Annotated in this window: 12 protein-coding genes and 1 pseudogene; 10 read left to right on the forward strand and 3 right to left on the reverse strand. The window is 66.5% G+C overall.

Annotated features, from left to right (window positions below; genetic code table 11):
* Positions 1-11: 11 nt before the first annotated feature.
* The 5 genes and pseudogenes from ACW4TU_RS04395 (at position 12) to ACW4TU_RS04415 (ending at position 3,891) form a co-directional block, all read left to right on the forward strand.
* A complete protein-coding gene (locus ACW4TU_RS04395) occupies positions 12-584 on the forward strand; it encodes a TetR/AcrR family transcriptional regulator (protein ID WP_457424816.1) in 573 nt (190 codons plus the stop codon).
* Between the two features lie 24 nt (positions 585-608).
* On the forward strand, positions 609-1,424 hold the full coding sequence (locus ACW4TU_RS04400; RefSeq protein ID WP_457424818.1) for a siderophore-interacting protein: 816 nt from the start codon (positions 609-611) through the stop codon (positions 1,422-1,424).
* An 88-nt stretch (positions 1,425-1,512) separates the two neighbouring features.
* Positions 1,513-2,244, forward strand: coding sequence for an SDR family NAD(P)-dependent oxidoreductase (locus ACW4TU_RS04405; RefSeq protein WP_457424820.1), 732 nt, complete (start codon positions 1,513-1,515; stop codon positions 2,242-2,244).
* Positions 2,245-2,558: 314 nt separating this feature from the next.
* Positions 2,559-2,910: pseudogene (locus ACW4TU_RS04410) on the forward strand (pyridoxamine 5'-phosphate oxidase family protein); the annotation flags it as partial.
* A gap of 555 nt (positions 2,911-3,465) precedes the next feature.
* Positions 3,466-3,891, forward strand: a complete 426-nt coding sequence (locus tag ACW4TU_RS04415; RefSeq protein ID WP_457424822.1) for a nitroreductase family deazaflavin-dependent oxidoreductase — start codon at positions 3,466-3,468, stop codon at positions 3,889-3,891.
* 308 nt (positions 3,892-4,199) lie between these two features.
* On the opposite strand, the gene ACW4TU_RS04420 is transcribed toward ACW4TU_RS04415, so the two are convergent.
* On the reverse strand, positions 4,200-4,820 hold the full coding sequence (locus ACW4TU_RS04420; RefSeq protein ID WP_457424824.1) for a TetR/AcrR family transcriptional regulator: 621 nt from the start codon (positions 4,818-4,820) through the stop codon (positions 4,200-4,202).
* 113 nt (positions 4,821-4,933) lie between these two features.
* Here ACW4TU_RS04420 and ACW4TU_RS04425 point away from each other — a divergent pair, with 113 nt between their 5' ends.
* The gene (locus ACW4TU_RS04425; RefSeq protein ID WP_457424826.1) at positions 4,934-6,448 is read left to right on the forward strand and encodes an aldehyde dehydrogenase family protein; all 1,515 of its coding nucleotides are present in this window, start codon (positions 4,934-4,936) and stop codon (positions 6,446-6,448) included.
* 420 nt (positions 6,449-6,868) lie between these two features.
* The gene (locus ACW4TU_RS04430) at positions 6,869-7,012 is read left to right on the forward strand and encodes a hypothetical protein (RefSeq protein ID WP_457424828.1); all 144 of its coding nucleotides are present in this window, start codon (positions 6,869-6,871) and stop codon (positions 7,010-7,012) included.
* A 23-nt stretch (positions 7,013-7,035) separates the two neighbouring features.
* Here the strand turns inward: ACW4TU_RS04430 and ACW4TU_RS04435 are convergent, their stop codons facing one another.
* Positions 7,036-9,099 carry an RICIN domain-containing protein gene (locus ACW4TU_RS04435; RefSeq protein ID WP_457424830.1) on the reverse strand — a complete coding sequence of 688 codons (2,064 nt, stop codon included), beginning with the start codon at positions 9,097-9,099 and terminating at the stop codon, positions 7,036-7,038.
* 204 nt (positions 9,100-9,303) lie between these two features.
* Positions 9,304-10,341 carry a LacI family DNA-binding transcriptional regulator gene (locus ACW4TU_RS04440; protein ID WP_457424832.1) on the reverse strand — a complete coding sequence of 346 codons (1,038 nt, stop codon included), beginning with the start codon at positions 10,339-10,341 and terminating at the stop codon, positions 9,304-9,306.
* Positions 10,342-10,846: 505 nt separating this feature from the next.
* Between ACW4TU_RS04440 and ACW4TU_RS04445 the strand changes: the two genes are divergently transcribed.
* From ACW4TU_RS04445 to ACW4TU_RS04455, 3 genes are read left to right on the forward strand one after another with little or no spacing between them, the layout of a single operon-like run.
* Positions 10,847-12,157 carry an ABC transporter substrate-binding protein gene (locus ACW4TU_RS04445; protein ID WP_457424834.1) on the forward strand — a complete coding sequence of 437 codons (1,311 nt, stop codon included), beginning with the start codon at positions 10,847-10,849 and terminating at the stop codon, positions 12,155-12,157.
* Positions 12,158-12,195: 38 nt separating this feature from the next.
* Positions 12,196-13,176: a carbohydrate ABC transporter permease gene (locus ACW4TU_RS04450; RefSeq protein ID WP_457424836.1), complete on the forward strand. Its 981-nt coding sequence runs from the start codon at positions 12,196-12,198 to the stop codon at positions 13,174-13,176.
* Positions 13,173-14,057, forward strand: a complete 885-nt coding sequence (locus tag ACW4TU_RS04455) for a carbohydrate ABC transporter permease (RefSeq protein ID WP_457424839.1) — start codon at positions 13,173-13,175, stop codon at positions 14,055-14,057. The genes ACW4TU_RS04450 and ACW4TU_RS04455 overlap by 4 nt, the downstream gene beginning before the upstream one ends.
* Positions 14,058-14,170 lie beyond the last annotated feature (113 nt).

Consider the following 14,170-nt stretch of genomic DNA (forward strand, 5'->3'; position numbering starts at 1 on the left):
AGTTTCGTACTATGCAATCCCAGGCCAAGATCAGAGAACGCGAACGCCACATCCTCACCGTCACTGTGGAGCTGCTCAGCGAGGTCGGTTTCGACCGGCTGACGTTCGACCTCATGGCGGCCAGGGCGGGCGTGTCCAAGACGACCCTCTACCGACGCTGGCCGACCAAGCACGAACTGGTCATCGACGCCGTACGCCGCTGGGTGGACTTCTCCTTCACCGTGTCCGACCAGGGAAGTTTCCGCGCCGACGTCCTCGAAGCCCTGCGCCTGGTCAGCAACTGGCTCAAGCGCGACGGCGCCATGCTGCGCAACCTCGTGGACGCCATCCGCCGTGACGCGGACCTGCGCGAGGCGACCGAACGTCAGCTCGCCCAGCCCCTCGACGGCATGTGGGAACAGGTCATCGAGCGGGCCCAGGACCGCGGTGAGCTGCGTTCCGGCGTGGACCCATCCTGGCTCAGCGAACTGGCCCAGGGCGTACTGATCAATCGGACTCTCGTGGCGGACGTCCCCGTCACGGACGCGTTCCTGGAACGCCTGACGGACGAAATCCTTCTGCCCGCCTTCACCTACCCCGCCTGACCCACTCCCACCGGGAGATCCAGCATGCCCCGACACCAGTCACCGACCCGGCGCAGGATGCTCCGCGCCGAGGTCACCCGCGCTGAACGCACCAGCCCGAGCTTCATCACCCTCACCCTCCAAGGCCCCGACCTGGCGGACTTCGACCCCATGGGCGTCGACCAGTCATGCCGGCTCTTCTTCCGCCGCGACGGCCAGCGGGAACTCGCCATGCCGACCGCCTCGCACAACGGCTGGCTGGCCCAGTTCATGCTCATGCGGCAGGCCGTCCGCCCCTGGGTCCGCCTCTACACCATGCGCGCGTTCCGCCCCGAAGTGCAGGAGATGGACATCGAGTTCGTCCTGCACGGCGACCACGCCGACGCAGGCCCCGCCTCCACGTTCGCTTTACACGCCCGCCCCGGGGACCCAGTGGGCCTGTTCCCCGAAGGCATCGGCTACCTCCCCACACCGACCGCCCAGTCCCACCTGCTCGTCGGCGATGAGAGCGCCGTACCGGCTCTCCTGTCCATCCTGGAACAGTCACCGCCCGATCTCACCGGCGACGCCTACCTCGAAGTGCCCAACAGCAGGGACATCCGACCGGTCACGGGACCCGCCGGAGTCACCGTCCGCTGGCTGCCCCGCGACGACCACACCGCCGTCCCGGGACAACTGGCCCTCAAGACGGTCATGTCCTCCTGGAAGCTCGCCCCGGGGCAGCGCATCTACTGCTGGGTGGCGGGCGAGAGCGGCCTTCCCACGGGTCTACGGCGCCACCTGGTCAAGGACCAGGGCGTACCGAAGTCCGACATCTCCTTTCTCGGCTACTGGAAGCACGGCAAGAACAGCCCCGGCTGAGCGATATCCCCCCATACGCGCCTCGGCGTGCCACCGCGAGCAGCTTTTCCTCCCCATGTCCGTAAGGCAGTTCAAGAAAGGGAGCATCGTGGACCTCAATCTCACCTCCAGGACAGCGGTTGTCACCGGCGCCGGCCGCGGCATCGGACTGGCCACCGTCCGCACCCTGATCACCGAAGGCGTCCGCGTCCTGGGTGCCGCCCGCACCATCACACCTGAACTGAGGGAAACCGGTGCTCTCACGTTCCCGGCGGACCTGAGCACCGCCGACGGCGTCACCGCCCTGATCGACAGCGCCCTCGCAGAACCGGGCGGCATCGACCTGCTGGTGAACAACGTCGGAGGCAGAGAAACCGTCCCCGGATTCCTGGAGACCGATGACGCCCAGTGGACCCGCTTCCTCGACCTCAATCTGCTCAGCGCCGTCCGTGCCACCCGGGCCGCACTGCCCAGCCTGATCGAACGCCGCGGCGCGATCGTCAACATCTCGTCCATCGTGGCCCGGCAACCTGGCGCGGGCCCGGCCCCGTACGGTGCGGCCAAGGCGGCCCTGACCTCACTCGGGAAGTCCCTGGCCGAAGAGTTCGGCCCCCAGGGTGTGCGCGTCAACACCGTCACCCCCGGGGTGACCCGCACCTCCACATTCGACCAGCAGGCACAGCTCCTCCAGCAGATGCCGCAGGCCCTCAACATCACCAGCGGTCGCGTCAACGAGCCCGACGAAGTCGCAGCCCTGATCGCATTCCTCCTCTCCGACGCCGCCGGCAACATCCTCGGCGCCGAATACGTCATCGACGGCGGCATGCTCAAGGCACTCTGATCCCCCGTCACCAACTCCGCGTCCGAAGAACCTGGGACCGGCGCCAGGTTGGGCAGCTGCCGCACCAGCACATCAATCAAGGCAGCTTCCCCCGAGACTAGGCAGGACGGGCCGATCTCCTCCAGGATCCGCCGCACCAACACGGCCACGTCGGCCCCGTCGCCCTTGACCGCAAGCCGGTCCTGTTGAGGGTTCCGGCTCGCCACCGCCAGCGCCGCGCCGTGGCACCAGGCCCGTACCCCCGGCCCAAGGCCGTCACTGCCCTGTTCGTGCCAGCTGTGGGCCCACTGTGCATCGTGCAGCCGACCGAGAACAACGGCGCCCCGCATGTCCGCGCCTCTGGTTCGCATGGGATGGCACCTCGTTGTGGCTGTACCCCATCGTGCGCAACAAGTGATGGGCCGATCTTCGTCACGACCCGCGCGCCGCAATCGTCATCGACTCCGGCGAGGGGTACGGGGAACTGTGCGGAGTCGAACTGTCAGGCACAGTGGAGTTCGTGGGCGAAATTCCCCGTACCGCGGCACCCTCCATCGAGCTCGACACCATGGAACCGCTGTTCGCCCGTAAGAACTTCGGTCTCGAAGCAATGCCTCATGATGGCCGGCATGCGTGGATCCGCCTGACACCGTCGAAGACGGCTCCTGGGACTTCCGCAAGCTGTAGCAACCACGGGGCACCTCGACCGTTCTCCCAGCAGAGAAAGTTCGCGGACTTGCAGAAGCCGCTCCACTCGGCACGCCTTCAGCGGCTCATCCGACTGCTGCCCGCCCTCCGCCCGGACAGTCGACGCGGCTTCTCCTGAAACCGATCTACACAAGATCTTGGGGGCTCACACCCTCATCGTTGCTTCACTACTCTCAACAACAGTCCGCAGACGAAAGCCGGACGCGTTCCGTCGGCGTGCGCGATCCGTGCACGGCCATGACAAGAGGTCTTCCAAGATCAGTTCGGCCGGTTGTCGCGGGGCTCGTCCGTCTCCTCGTCCTCCGGACCGAGATGCAGAGCAGTGTGGGCGCATTCACCGGATCGAGTGTCGTGTCCATTGCCTTTGATACCTGGTGGCGGTAGTAACTCCCAGCGTGGACACCACAGGTGGTGTTCGGCGCTCGGCCAACCGCAGCAACCGGCAAGTTGCCCTATCGGAGGCGATCCGTGCCGCATCAGCAGCCACGACCCAAGCAACTGGATTCCCCACTACTGCCGAAACTCTTCAAGTACATGGCCAAGACGCAAGTGTGGGTCTACCGCCGCACCCGTGGCCGACTCGGCGGGACGTGGCGCGTAGCCGCAGGCTTCCACAAGCCCGTGCCTGTCCTGCTCCTCGACCATCGCGGTCGAAAGTCCAGCAGGCTCTACACCACGCCGCTGCTCTACATGGCCGATGGGCCGGACACGGTTGTCGTCGCCTCCCAGGGAGGGCTCCCCAAGCACCCTCAGTGGTACCTCAACCTGCATTCCCACCCCGACACCCACATACAGATCCGCGCCGAGCGAAGACCGGTTCGCGCCCACACCGCAGATCCGCAAGAACGCTCTCGCCTCTGGCCCCTCCTGTTGGAGGTCTACACCGACTTCGAGATGTACCAGGAATGGACCGAACGTGAGATCCCGGTTGTGATCCTCCAACCCCGAACCGACCAGTGAGGGCGCTTCCTCTGCAGGCTCCACCGAGTCGGCCGATGATCCTTCGAATGGACGGCCGCCCAGAGCCGTTCCTGCTAGCCTCGCGCGTTCAGTGCGACGTGAAGTCGCTGTCATGCAGTGGTAGTTGCAAGGAGAGGAGTCGACTACTCCGGCCTGAACCGCCCCGGATCGAACGGAGCCTCCGACGAACCCGAGGCGGTTCACCGCACACATTCGGGCTTCAGGGCCTACGCCAAGTTGATCGACGCAGTGCCCAAGCGCCCGCGACAAGGGTGACGGCCCGCGGGTGCCGGCTATCCCGGTCGGAGTCACTCACTTGCGCGGCCGTCGGAGGGCGGCGCTTCGTTCGGTGCCAGGGCTGACCGGAGAGTCGCGAAGGCGACGTCCAGGTGGTCGGAGAGCGGACCGCGGTGCGCGTCATGGCCCCAGTTCTCGATAGCGAGGCGCAGTACACCGATGCCGACGACGGCGACGAGGCGGAGTTCGGGCTGGCGTGCAGGGTCGGGCCGGCGTTCGGCCAGAGCGGCGTACAGGGAGCGTTCCTGACGCTCGTAGTTGGCCTGCTTGCGTGCCCGCAGGGCGTCGGTCGAGCGCATCAGCCGGTCGATGGCCAGGGCCTCTTCCGTCTGGTACCGGGCGGTCAGCGCGTGCATCGCCTGCTGGACGGCCGCCAGGGGGGCGACTTCGGGTGGCTGTTCGGCGACGACGGACCGTACGAGCTCCTCCAACTCGCCCACCCAAGCCGTGAGGATGGCGTCCTTGGAGTCGAAATAGTGGAACAGGGTGCGGCGGGACACGTCGGCCCCCGCCGCGATCATGTCGAGCGTGGTGGCCTCGAAACCGTTGTCGAGGAAAAGCCTCAGGCCCACCTCGGCGATCCGTTGCTTCGTCTGGCGCGCCTTCCGTGCGCGCACCCCTTCCTCCGTCACACCTAGAGCATACAGGATTTCTACACTCGTTGCATTCATGCACCAAGTGCAGTAAATTCAAATTGCACTCAGTGCAGACATCTAGGTGCACGCATCTTGGAGGAGAAGCCACAATGACCACCCTTACGCGTGACGAAGCGGCAGACAGGCCCACGGTCCCGGGCGCGGGCGAGCAGCTGATGCTGATCGACGGCGAACGGATACCGGCCCTGGCGGGCGGCACCATCGACGTCTTCGACCCGAGCACGGGTGAACTGATCGGCACCACGCCGGACGGCCAGGCAGCAGATGTCGACCGCGCGGTGGCCGTGGCCGAGCGCACCTTCGACGAGCGCGTCTGGCGGGGCCTGTCCGGCGCCGCCCGGCAGAAGATCCTTTGGCGTGCGGCCGACCTGATCGAGCAGCACACAGAAGAACTGGCCGCCCTGGAATCGCTGAACAACGGCATGGTCATTCCCATGGCCCAGGCCCTGATCGCGACCGCCGCCGAGACGATCCGCTACTACGCGGGCTGGGCGACCAAGCTGTACGGCATCACCAGTGAGATCTCCTCGCTCGAAGCGCAGTACCACACCTACACGCTGCGCGAGCCGGTCGGCGTGTGCGCGCTGATCATTCCGTGGAACGCTCCGAGCACGCTGACCGTACAGAAGGTGGCTCCTGCACTGGCGGCAGGCTGTTCGGTGGTGATCAAACCGTCGGAGGAGACTCCCTTCACCGCACTGCGGCTGGCCGAGCTGTTCGAGCAGGCCGGCGTCCCGCGGGGCGTCATCAACGTCGTCACCGGCTACGGCGAGTCCGCCGGCGCCACGCTGGCCGCGCACGACAAGGTCGCGAAGATCGCGTTCACAGGTTCCACCGAGGTCGGCAAGTCGATCGTCAAGGCCGCCGCCGGCAACCTCAAGAAGGTCACCCTGGAGCTTGGCGGCAAGTCCCCGGTCATCGTCTTCGACGACGCCGACATCGACGCGGCAATCGCGGGCGCGGCCAACGCCATCTTCATGCACTCCGGCCAGATCTGCGCCGCCGGCTCACGCCTCTACGTGCAGCGCCTGGTGTTCGACAAGGTCGTGCACGGCATAGCGCGGATCGCCGAGAATCTGAAGATCGGGCCCGGTTCCGACCTCACCACCCAGATCGGGCCGATCGTCTCGCAGAAGCAGCTCGACCGCGTGCTGTCCCTCATCTCCAGCGGCATCGAAGAAGGCGCCGAACTCGTCACCGGCGGCGAACGCGTGGATCGGGACGGCTACTACGTACAGCCCACCATCCTGGCCAACCCGGAACCCGGCGCACGCGTCATCCAGGAGGAGATCTTCGGCCCCGTCCTGACCGCCATCGTCTTCGACACCATCGATGACGTCGTCGCCATGGCCAACGACAGCACCTACGGCCTCGGGGCCGCGATCTGGACCATGGACATCAGCAAGGCCCACCTGACCGCCAAGAAGCTCCAGGCCGGCTTCGTCTGGCTCAACTGCCACTACGTTCTGGACAACTCCGTGCCCGCCGGCGGCTACAAGCAGTCCGGCTGGGGTCGCGAACTGGGTCCTGAGGGCCTCGACCCCTACCTGCAGACCAAGTCGGTCTTCGCCGCCCTCACACCGGCACCCTTCCTGAACGCCTGACGTCCACATCGCCGACCGCGCCCGCCGTCCTTGCCGATGAGCCGGTTCGCCTGCTCTCGAAGGCCGTCGAGGAACTTGGCGTAGTGGCGGAAGAGAACCTCGATGCTCTGGCCGGCGCGGCGGGCGCATTCCGCCGGGTCCACTCCGGAGTAGAGCCAGAACGAGATCCCGGCGTGCCGGAGATCGTATGGTCGCTTGGCCAGGCGAGAAGTGCGCTCGGGCACGAGTCGGGGCGTACTCCCGGGCCCGCGCCCACGTGATGCCGTATGCGGCAGCGTCCACGTAGTTGCCAGCCTGGTTCCGGAAGAGTCGGCCGTCGGGTGCCACGTCGTACCGTTTCACATGGGCACGCAGCATGCGTACGAATTGCGGCGGGATGGGCACAGGCCGCGTCGCGCTTGCCGCGCGACGCTTGAGCGAGTGCACCTCGTGCGCCTCGTGCACCTCACCGTCGTCGGTCCAGACGACTCGAGGGTGGCGCTCACCTTCCATTTCTGGAGCGGTGTCATGGTGACGTACCAGGTCACCGAGTCCGGGGACTCGGTGACCGGCACGACCGCCTGACACGTCCTTCTGCGGACGGTCACTCAGTTGATGCGGACGATCTTCCAGAGTTGGTCGTCGATGTTCAGGTCGTTCCACTGCACGAGTGCCGCGCCGTTGCTGGTGGAGGACTGGGCGACGGCGACGTTGAAGCCGCTGCCCACGTTCTTGAGTTTGTAATAGCCGTTGCCCGAGTCGGTGAGGGTCCACTTCTGCGAGTTCGCGGTGGACGGCGTGTTCTGGACGACGGCGGCTCCGGCGGTGGTGGAGCCGTTACGGATGTCCAGGTTCAGGTTGCTGTTGGCGTTCCTGATGGTCCAGGCTCCGCCGCTGGCGGACTGGAAGGTGAACAGCTGGCAGAAACAGGCCGAGTTCTGCCACTGCTGGGCGGCCGTGTTGGTGGCGGTCGAGCCCTGCGGGATGTCCAGGTACCTCCCGCTGTTCTTGTTGACGAGGACGTACTGCCCGGTACCCAGCGGGGGCAGAGCGGTCTGGGTGAGGTTCCAGCGCTGGCAGGCGCAACTGGTGCCGCTCCACTGGACGGCGGCGGTGCCGACCGCGGTGGAGGCGTTCGGGATCTCCAGGTACTTGCCGGTCACACGGTTGGTGATGCTGTACCCGCCAGCCTGGTGCGGGGAGACGGCCCACTCGTGGTCCAGAGTGCCGTTGTCGTCCCACTGGAGGATCTTGGCACCGTCGGCGGTGGACTGGTTCTCCACACCGAGGACCTTGCCGCTGGCGACGTTGAAGATCTTGAAGTAGCCGGAGCTCTGCTGCACGAAGCGCCACTGCTGGTCGGTGGCGTTGTCGGCGTTCTGCTGGGTGGCGTTCGTGCCATTGGTCGTGGAGCCACCCGCGATGCTCAGCATGAGGTTGCTACCCGCGTTCGACACGGTGTAGTTGGCACCGTCCGAGATGCCTCCGCCCAGGTCGATGGTGCTGTAGGTGACGGGGTTGGAGAGGTTGCTGCCTCCGTTGCCGCCGCTGAGCACGAGCAGGCTGTGGCCGTCGGACAGGGGCACCATGCCGCGGCTGTAGCCGCCTGCGACGTTGGAGCTGATACGCGTCCAGGTGTTCGCGGCGCCGTTCTGGGTGTTGAGGAACAGGTCGCTGGTGCTGTAGGCGCCGACGACAAGCGTGCCGTTCGGACCGCCGGTGGGCAGCCACGTGATGTACGGGGTACTGGTGGGGACCACGCCGTCCGTCGACCGCAGGGGAATGCCCGTGACTGAGTCGAACGCCTCCGGGTCGGCGGAGATCTTGTAGTAGACGGCGAAGTCGCCCGAGGGCGAGCCGCCATACTCGTACGTCATGACGTAGTTGCCGTTGGGCAGCTTCGCGACGGTGGCCATACCTGGCCGCTGGCTGAAGGTAGGCATCGCCACGTCGTCCACGACCGGACCCCAGGTGCTGAGGTCCGTGGTGACCTGGTGCACGAGTTTCTGGCCATAGGCGGAGTCACGCTGGTCGGAGTAGTAGACGATCAGCTTGCCGTTGGCGTAGAGGAAGAACGGCTCCCATACAGGGGTGTTGCCGTTGCCGTTCGTGTCGAACGCCGGGCCGCCGGTGGCGATGTTGCTGACGAACGCCCAGGTCTGTCCGCGGTCCGTGCTGGCGTAGACATCGATCTTGATCGCGGAACGGTCGGCGGGGACCGAAGCACCGGCGGCCAGGATGGTGCCCGCCGGGAAACCGCCCACCGCGGTGGGCAGTTCGAACAGCTCGGGCTGCCAGCGCATGCCCCAGCCGTTCTGCGTGTCGGCGACCTCGGAGATCTTCGACCAGGAGTTGCCGTTGTCGGTGCTGCGGTAGATCGGGAGGACCGGGGTGCCGGAGGTGTACTGCTCGAACGTCGCGAGAATGGTGCCGTTGGCTGAGCCGTTGTGCTGCATACGCATCGCCCGCGGGTAGAGCGACCCGGGCGAGGGCGCGCCCGACGGCGGGGTGTACATCGTCTGCGAGGGCCGGGCCAGGGCTTCGGCCCGGCCGACGGGCAGGGTCATGGTCATCACCGCGACGAGCAGGATGAACGCCAGGGACAGGAAGGAGACAGGTGGACGGGAATGCGGAGCGGCGCCGGGTCTGGCGCCTGTCTGCGCAGGGGACATTGCGGCTCCCAGGGGAAGGGGTGTTTCGGGTGTCCGCCGGCTCGGAACGGCTCAGAGTGACGCGGCGGGGTTTATGGGCGCGTCGCCCGCGGGACATCCGGGCGCGGCTCGCGAGCGCGGGGCGCGGCGCGACGGGCGCGGACTGGCGGAGCTGGGGGCGCCCCGGCGTGTGGGGGCGCCGGGGCAGTGACACCAGGAGGTGGGTCAGCGGGAGGGCGGAGGCGCGGTCGACCCGCGGACGATCAGTTCGACGGGTGGGTCGTTCGCCGGCGGCAGGTCGGCGTCGGGGTTCTCCATGGCGTGGAGGAGAAGCCTGATCCCCTCGCTCGACGCGGCCTCGAAAGGCTGACGGACAGTGGTCAGAGGCGGGGAGACGTAGGCGAAGACCGGGTTTCCGTCGAAACCGACGATACTGATGTCTTCCGGCACCCGACGACCGCTTTCCCGCAGGCCGTGGATCAGTCCGATGGCCATCTCGTCGCCTGCGGCGAACACTGCGGTCACTAAACGGTCCGAGGCCAGCTCCAGGCCCGCGGCGTACCCGGAGGCCGCCGACCAGTCGCCGTTCAGCACAGGTGGTTCATGCGCGCCCCGGGCCGCCAGCGCGGCCCTCCATCCCTCGATACGGTCCGTGGTGGCGTACCACCGCCGCGGACCGGCGAGGTGGTGGACGGTCGCATGCCCCAGGTCCAGGAGGTGATCGGTGGCCGCGCGCGCCAGCTGATGGGCGCCCACGCCGACGCTCAAAGTCCGGGCGGCACTGAAGGCGGGTGGGGCTCCGAGGAAAAGGACCGGCACGTCGACGCCGAGCGGGACTTCACCTTCGACGATGGGTTCGGAGACGACAATGCCGTCCACACCCTGCTCCAGGAGTGATTCCAGCGCGGCGGCGATGCTTTGCGGGTTGCCGTCCGGGGTGTTGAGCACGCGAAGCGCGTAACCGGCGTCCCGTACGGCTTGTTCGATGCCCACGAGCAGGGAGGCGGTTCCATACCCGGCTGTTCCCAGAGCGACCACACCGATGGAGCGGGTACGGCCGGAGGCCAGTGCCCGGGCGGCGTGGTTGAGCCGGTAGCCGAGTTCCTCGGCGGCCGCCAGGACGCGGCGGCGGGACTCGTCGGAAACGTACGGCTCGTTGTTGAGGACCCGGGAGACCGTCTTGCGTGAGACGCCGGCCAGCCTGGCCACGTCCTCACTGCGCGGCGCGGAAGAGCCGGCACCGCGCTCCAGCCCTGATGTCATGACGTCTCCCATGGCCGTGTGTTCTCCATCGAACGAGGTCACTTACATGACCGCGCGGTCTGACCGCGCGGTCAATGTCTACGCATCCGCCGAACGCACGTCAAGAGTTCCCGCAGCGTCAATCGCTTCCGATGGGAAACGGGGCTCGGGGCCGTAGCCGGGCGAAGGCGGGTGCCGCAGACGCCCGATGAAGCGTTTCCGGCATGCATTCCCGCAGCTCAAGTGGCACTTTCTCCATAGAGGTCAACGTGACGGCCGGCCATGTCAGAACTGTCCGGCCACTCCGGCCGCCCGCAGGTCGGGCCCCCGGCCGGACCTGATCCATCACGAATTGCAGGACGCGCAGTCTTGACAGCGAGTACACGGAGCGTTCACGCTTCCTGGCGTCCAGCGATCGCGTTTGTTTGATCGTGTTTGGTTCTGGTCACTCAGCGGCTGTCTCTCCGCCACCCCCCTCCGGCTGACGCGCCATGTCTGGGTACCGCCAGCCCTGTCAGGAGTCAAAATGCACCATTCATCCCTTGGTCAGCCCATGCCTGTCACCAGCCGCCGCACCGTGCTCCGCGGACTCGGCGGAGCCGCGCTACTGGGTGCCGGCATCCCCCTGCTGAGCGCCTGCGCCGGCAGTTCCGCCTCGTCGGACTCCAAGACCGTCACCGTGGGCTCCAACGCGTCCGACGCCGTCCCGAAGAAGGGATACGGCGACGTCTACGCGGCCTTCACGAAGCAGTCCGGGATCGCGGTCGACATCAACACCAAGGACCACAACACCTTCCAGGAGCAGATCAACACCTACCTGCAGGGAACACCGGACGACGTGTTCCAGTGGTTCGCCGGCTACCGGATGCAGTTCTTCGCAGCCAAGGGGCTCGCCTCTCCGATCGACAACGTGTGGAAGACGATCGGCGGCAACTTCCCCAGTGCCATGCACGACCTGAGCAAGGGTCAGGACGGCAAGTACTACATGGTTCCGCTGACCACGTCCCCGTGGGCGGTCTTCTACCGCAAGAGCGTCTTCCAGCAGTACGGCTACGAGGTCCCCACCACGTGGGACGCGTACGTCGCCCTGTGCAAGCGGATGAAGAAGGACGGGCTCGTCCCGATCGCGTACGGCGACAAGGACGCCTGGCCGGCGATGGGCTCCTTCGACCAAATCAACTTCCGCCTCAACGGCTACGACTTCCACGTCGAGCTGATGGCGGGCAAGGCTTCGTGGACCGACCCGAAGGTCCGCAAGGTCTTCGACACCTGGGCCGAGACCCTGCCCTACCACCAGGAGGGCGCGGTCGGCCGTACCTGGCAGGACGCCGCCCAGACCCTGGTGGCCAAGAAGGCCGGCATGTACATGCTTGGCATGTTCGTGGCCCAGCAGTTCAGCAACAAGGCCGACCTGGACGACCTCGACTTCTTCCCCTTCCCCGAGATCGACCCGGCGTACGGGCAGGACACCGTCGAGGCGCCGACCGACGGCATCATGCTCAGCAAGAAGCCCAAGAACCACGCTGGCTCGGTCAAGCTGCTCGAATTCCTGGGCACTCCGGAGGCCGAGGAGATCTACCTGAAGGCCGACCCGAGCCTTATCGCCGCCTCCACGAAGGCCGACACCTCCGCCTACAGCACCCTTCAGAAGAAGGGCTACGACATGATCGCGCAGGCGAAGCACCTCACCCAGTTCATGGACCGCGACAGCCGCCCGGACTTCACCGCCACGGTGATGCAGCCCGCGCTGCAGAAGTTCATCCGTGACCCCAAGGGGATCGACAGCCTGCTGTCCTCGATCGAGCGCCAGAAGAAGACGATCTTCGCCTCCGGCTGAGCCCGGCCCCCCTTCTGAAGCGGATGAACACCCACACCATGAGCTCCGAAACGACCACGAAGATCCCGGAGGCGGCCGCGGTGCCGCCTCCGGGCGCCCCGACGCCGGAGAGGCGGGTTCCGCAGGGCCACCAGCGCCTGCTGACCCGCCGCGACCGGATCGCGCTCGGTCTGATGGCCGGCGTGCCGACGATCCTGCACGTGGCCCTCGTCTGGGTCACCGCCCTGGCCTCCATCGCCCTCGCCTTCACCACCTGGGACGGCATCGGCTTCGACTCCATCAAGTGGGTCGGGCTCCAGAACTTCAAGGAACTCTTCGAGCAGAACCCGCAGTTCTGGCCCGCCCTCGAGCACAACGTGATCTGGTTCGTCGTCCTGATCGCGATCCCCACGCCACTCGGCCTGTTCCTGGCCGTGCAGCTGGACAAGAAGATCCGGTTCAGCCGGGTCTACCAGACGGCGTTCTTCCTGCCCGTCGTGCTGTCCATGGCGGTCATCGGATTCGTCTGGCAGCTCGTCTACAACCCCGACACCGGTCTGATCAACAGCATCATCGGGGCCAACGAGCCAGGCAAGTACATCGACTGGATCGGCGACCCGGACCTCAATCTCTGGGCCATCCTCATCGCCGCGTCCTGGCGTCACACCGGTTACATGATGATCCTGTACCTGGCCGGTCTGAAAGGCGTCGACCCGTCCCTGCGCGAGGCGTCCTCGCTCGACGGCGCGAACGAGTGGCAGACGTTCAAGAACGTCATCTTCCCGACCCTGCGCCCCACCAACACCGTCGTGCTGGTCGTCACCATCATCGAGGCCCTGCGCGCCTTCGACCTGGTCTTCGTCTTCAACAAGGGCGCCGAGGGCACCGAGTTGCTCTCGATCCTGGTCACCAACAACATCATCGGCGAGTCCAGCCGCATCGGCTACGGCTCGGCGATCGCGGTGGTGCTGCTGCTGATCTCCCTCGTCGTGATCATCCCGTACCTGGTGTCCACCTTCCGGAAGGAGCGGCGCGCATGAGCACCATTGTCATGACCAAGGTCCGTACGCCCGTGCGCCCCGCCCGGGTCCTGCTGCACCTGTTCCTCGCGGGCGCGGCGCTGGCCTGGCTCGCACCGCTGCTGTGGGCGATGTACTCGGCGATGCGGCCGTACGCGGAGACCAGCGAGAAGGGTTATGTCTCCTGGCCCGACAAGCTGAGTTTCGACAACTTCACGAACGCGTTCACGCAGTCGGACATGGGGCACTACTTCGTCAACACGCTGATCATCGCCGTACCGGCGGTGCTGGTGACCCTGTTCCTGTCGTCGATGGTGGCCTTCTACGTCAGCCGCTTCGACTTCCGCCTCAACCTCGCCCTACTGCTGGTCTTCACCGCGGGCAACCTGCTTCCGCAGCAGGTCATCATCACGCCGCTGTACCGCCTGTACCTGCTCATCGACCTGCCCGGCATCACCATGTCCGGCAAGCTGTACGACTCCGCGCTCGGCCTGGTCCTCATCCACGTCGCGTTCCAGTCCGGCTTCTGCGCCTTCGTGCTCGCCAACTACATGCGCTCGCTCCCGCACGAACTGACCGAGGCCGCCCTGGTCGACGGCGCCTCGGTGTGGCGCATGTACTGGCAGATCGTGCTGCCGCTGTGCAGGCCCGCGATGGCCGCCCTGGGTACTTTGCTGTCCATCTGGATCTACAACGACTTCTTCTGGGCCCTGGTCCTCATCTCCACCGGCGAGAACATGCCGATCACCTCCGCGCTGAACAACCTGACCGGGGCGTACTTCACCGACCCCAACCTGGTCGCCGCCGGCGCCCTGCTCACCGCGATCCCCACCCTGATCGTCTACTTCGTGCTGCAGCGCCAGTTCGTCAGCGGCCTCACGCTGGGCGCCAACAAGGGCTGACACACCGTTCCCGTGGACTGAGCGGGAGTGAGTCCATTCAGCCACGCGCCCCGAACGGTCTTGGGCGAGCTGGTCCCCGGCGTACTCGACCCCGGGTGGCGACACGCATCCTG

The organism is Streptomyces kryoterrae (assembly GCF_054072135.1).

Coding starts and splice junctions, on each gene's coding strand:
- ACW4TU_RS04395 (WP_457424816.1), top strand. CDS start 12: ATGCAATCCCAGGCCAAGATCAGAGAACGCGAACGCCACATCCTCACC.
- ACW4TU_RS04400 (WP_457424818.1), top strand. CDS start 609: ATGCCCCGACACCAGTCACCGACCCGGCGCAGGATGCTCCGCGCCGAG.
- ACW4TU_RS04415 (WP_457424822.1), top strand. CDS start 3,466: ATGGCCAAGACGCAAGTGTGGGTCTACCGCCGCACCCGTGGCCGACTC.
- ACW4TU_RS04425 (WP_457424826.1), top strand. CDS start 4,934: ATGACCACCCTTACGCGTGACGAAGCGGCAGACAGGCCCACGGTCCCG.
- ACW4TU_RS04435 (WP_457424830.1), bottom strand. CDS start 9,099: ATGTCCCCTGCGCAGACAGGCGCCAGACCCGGCGCCGCTCCGCATTCC.
- ACW4TU_RS04440 (WP_457424832.1), bottom strand. CDS start 10,341: ATGACATCAGGGCTGGAGCGCGGTGCCGGCTCTTCCGCGCCGCGCAGT.
- ACW4TU_RS04445 (WP_457424834.1), top strand. CDS start 10,847: ATGCACCATTCATCCCTTGGTCAGCCCATGCCTGTCACCAGCCGCCGC.
- ACW4TU_RS04450 (WP_457424836.1), top strand. CDS start 12,196: ATGAGCTCCGAAACGACCACGAAGATCCCGGAGGCGGCCGCGGTGCCG.
- ACW4TU_RS04455 (WP_457424839.1), top strand. CDS start 13,173: ATGAGCACCATTGTCATGACCAAGGTCCGTACGCCCGTGCGCCCCGCC.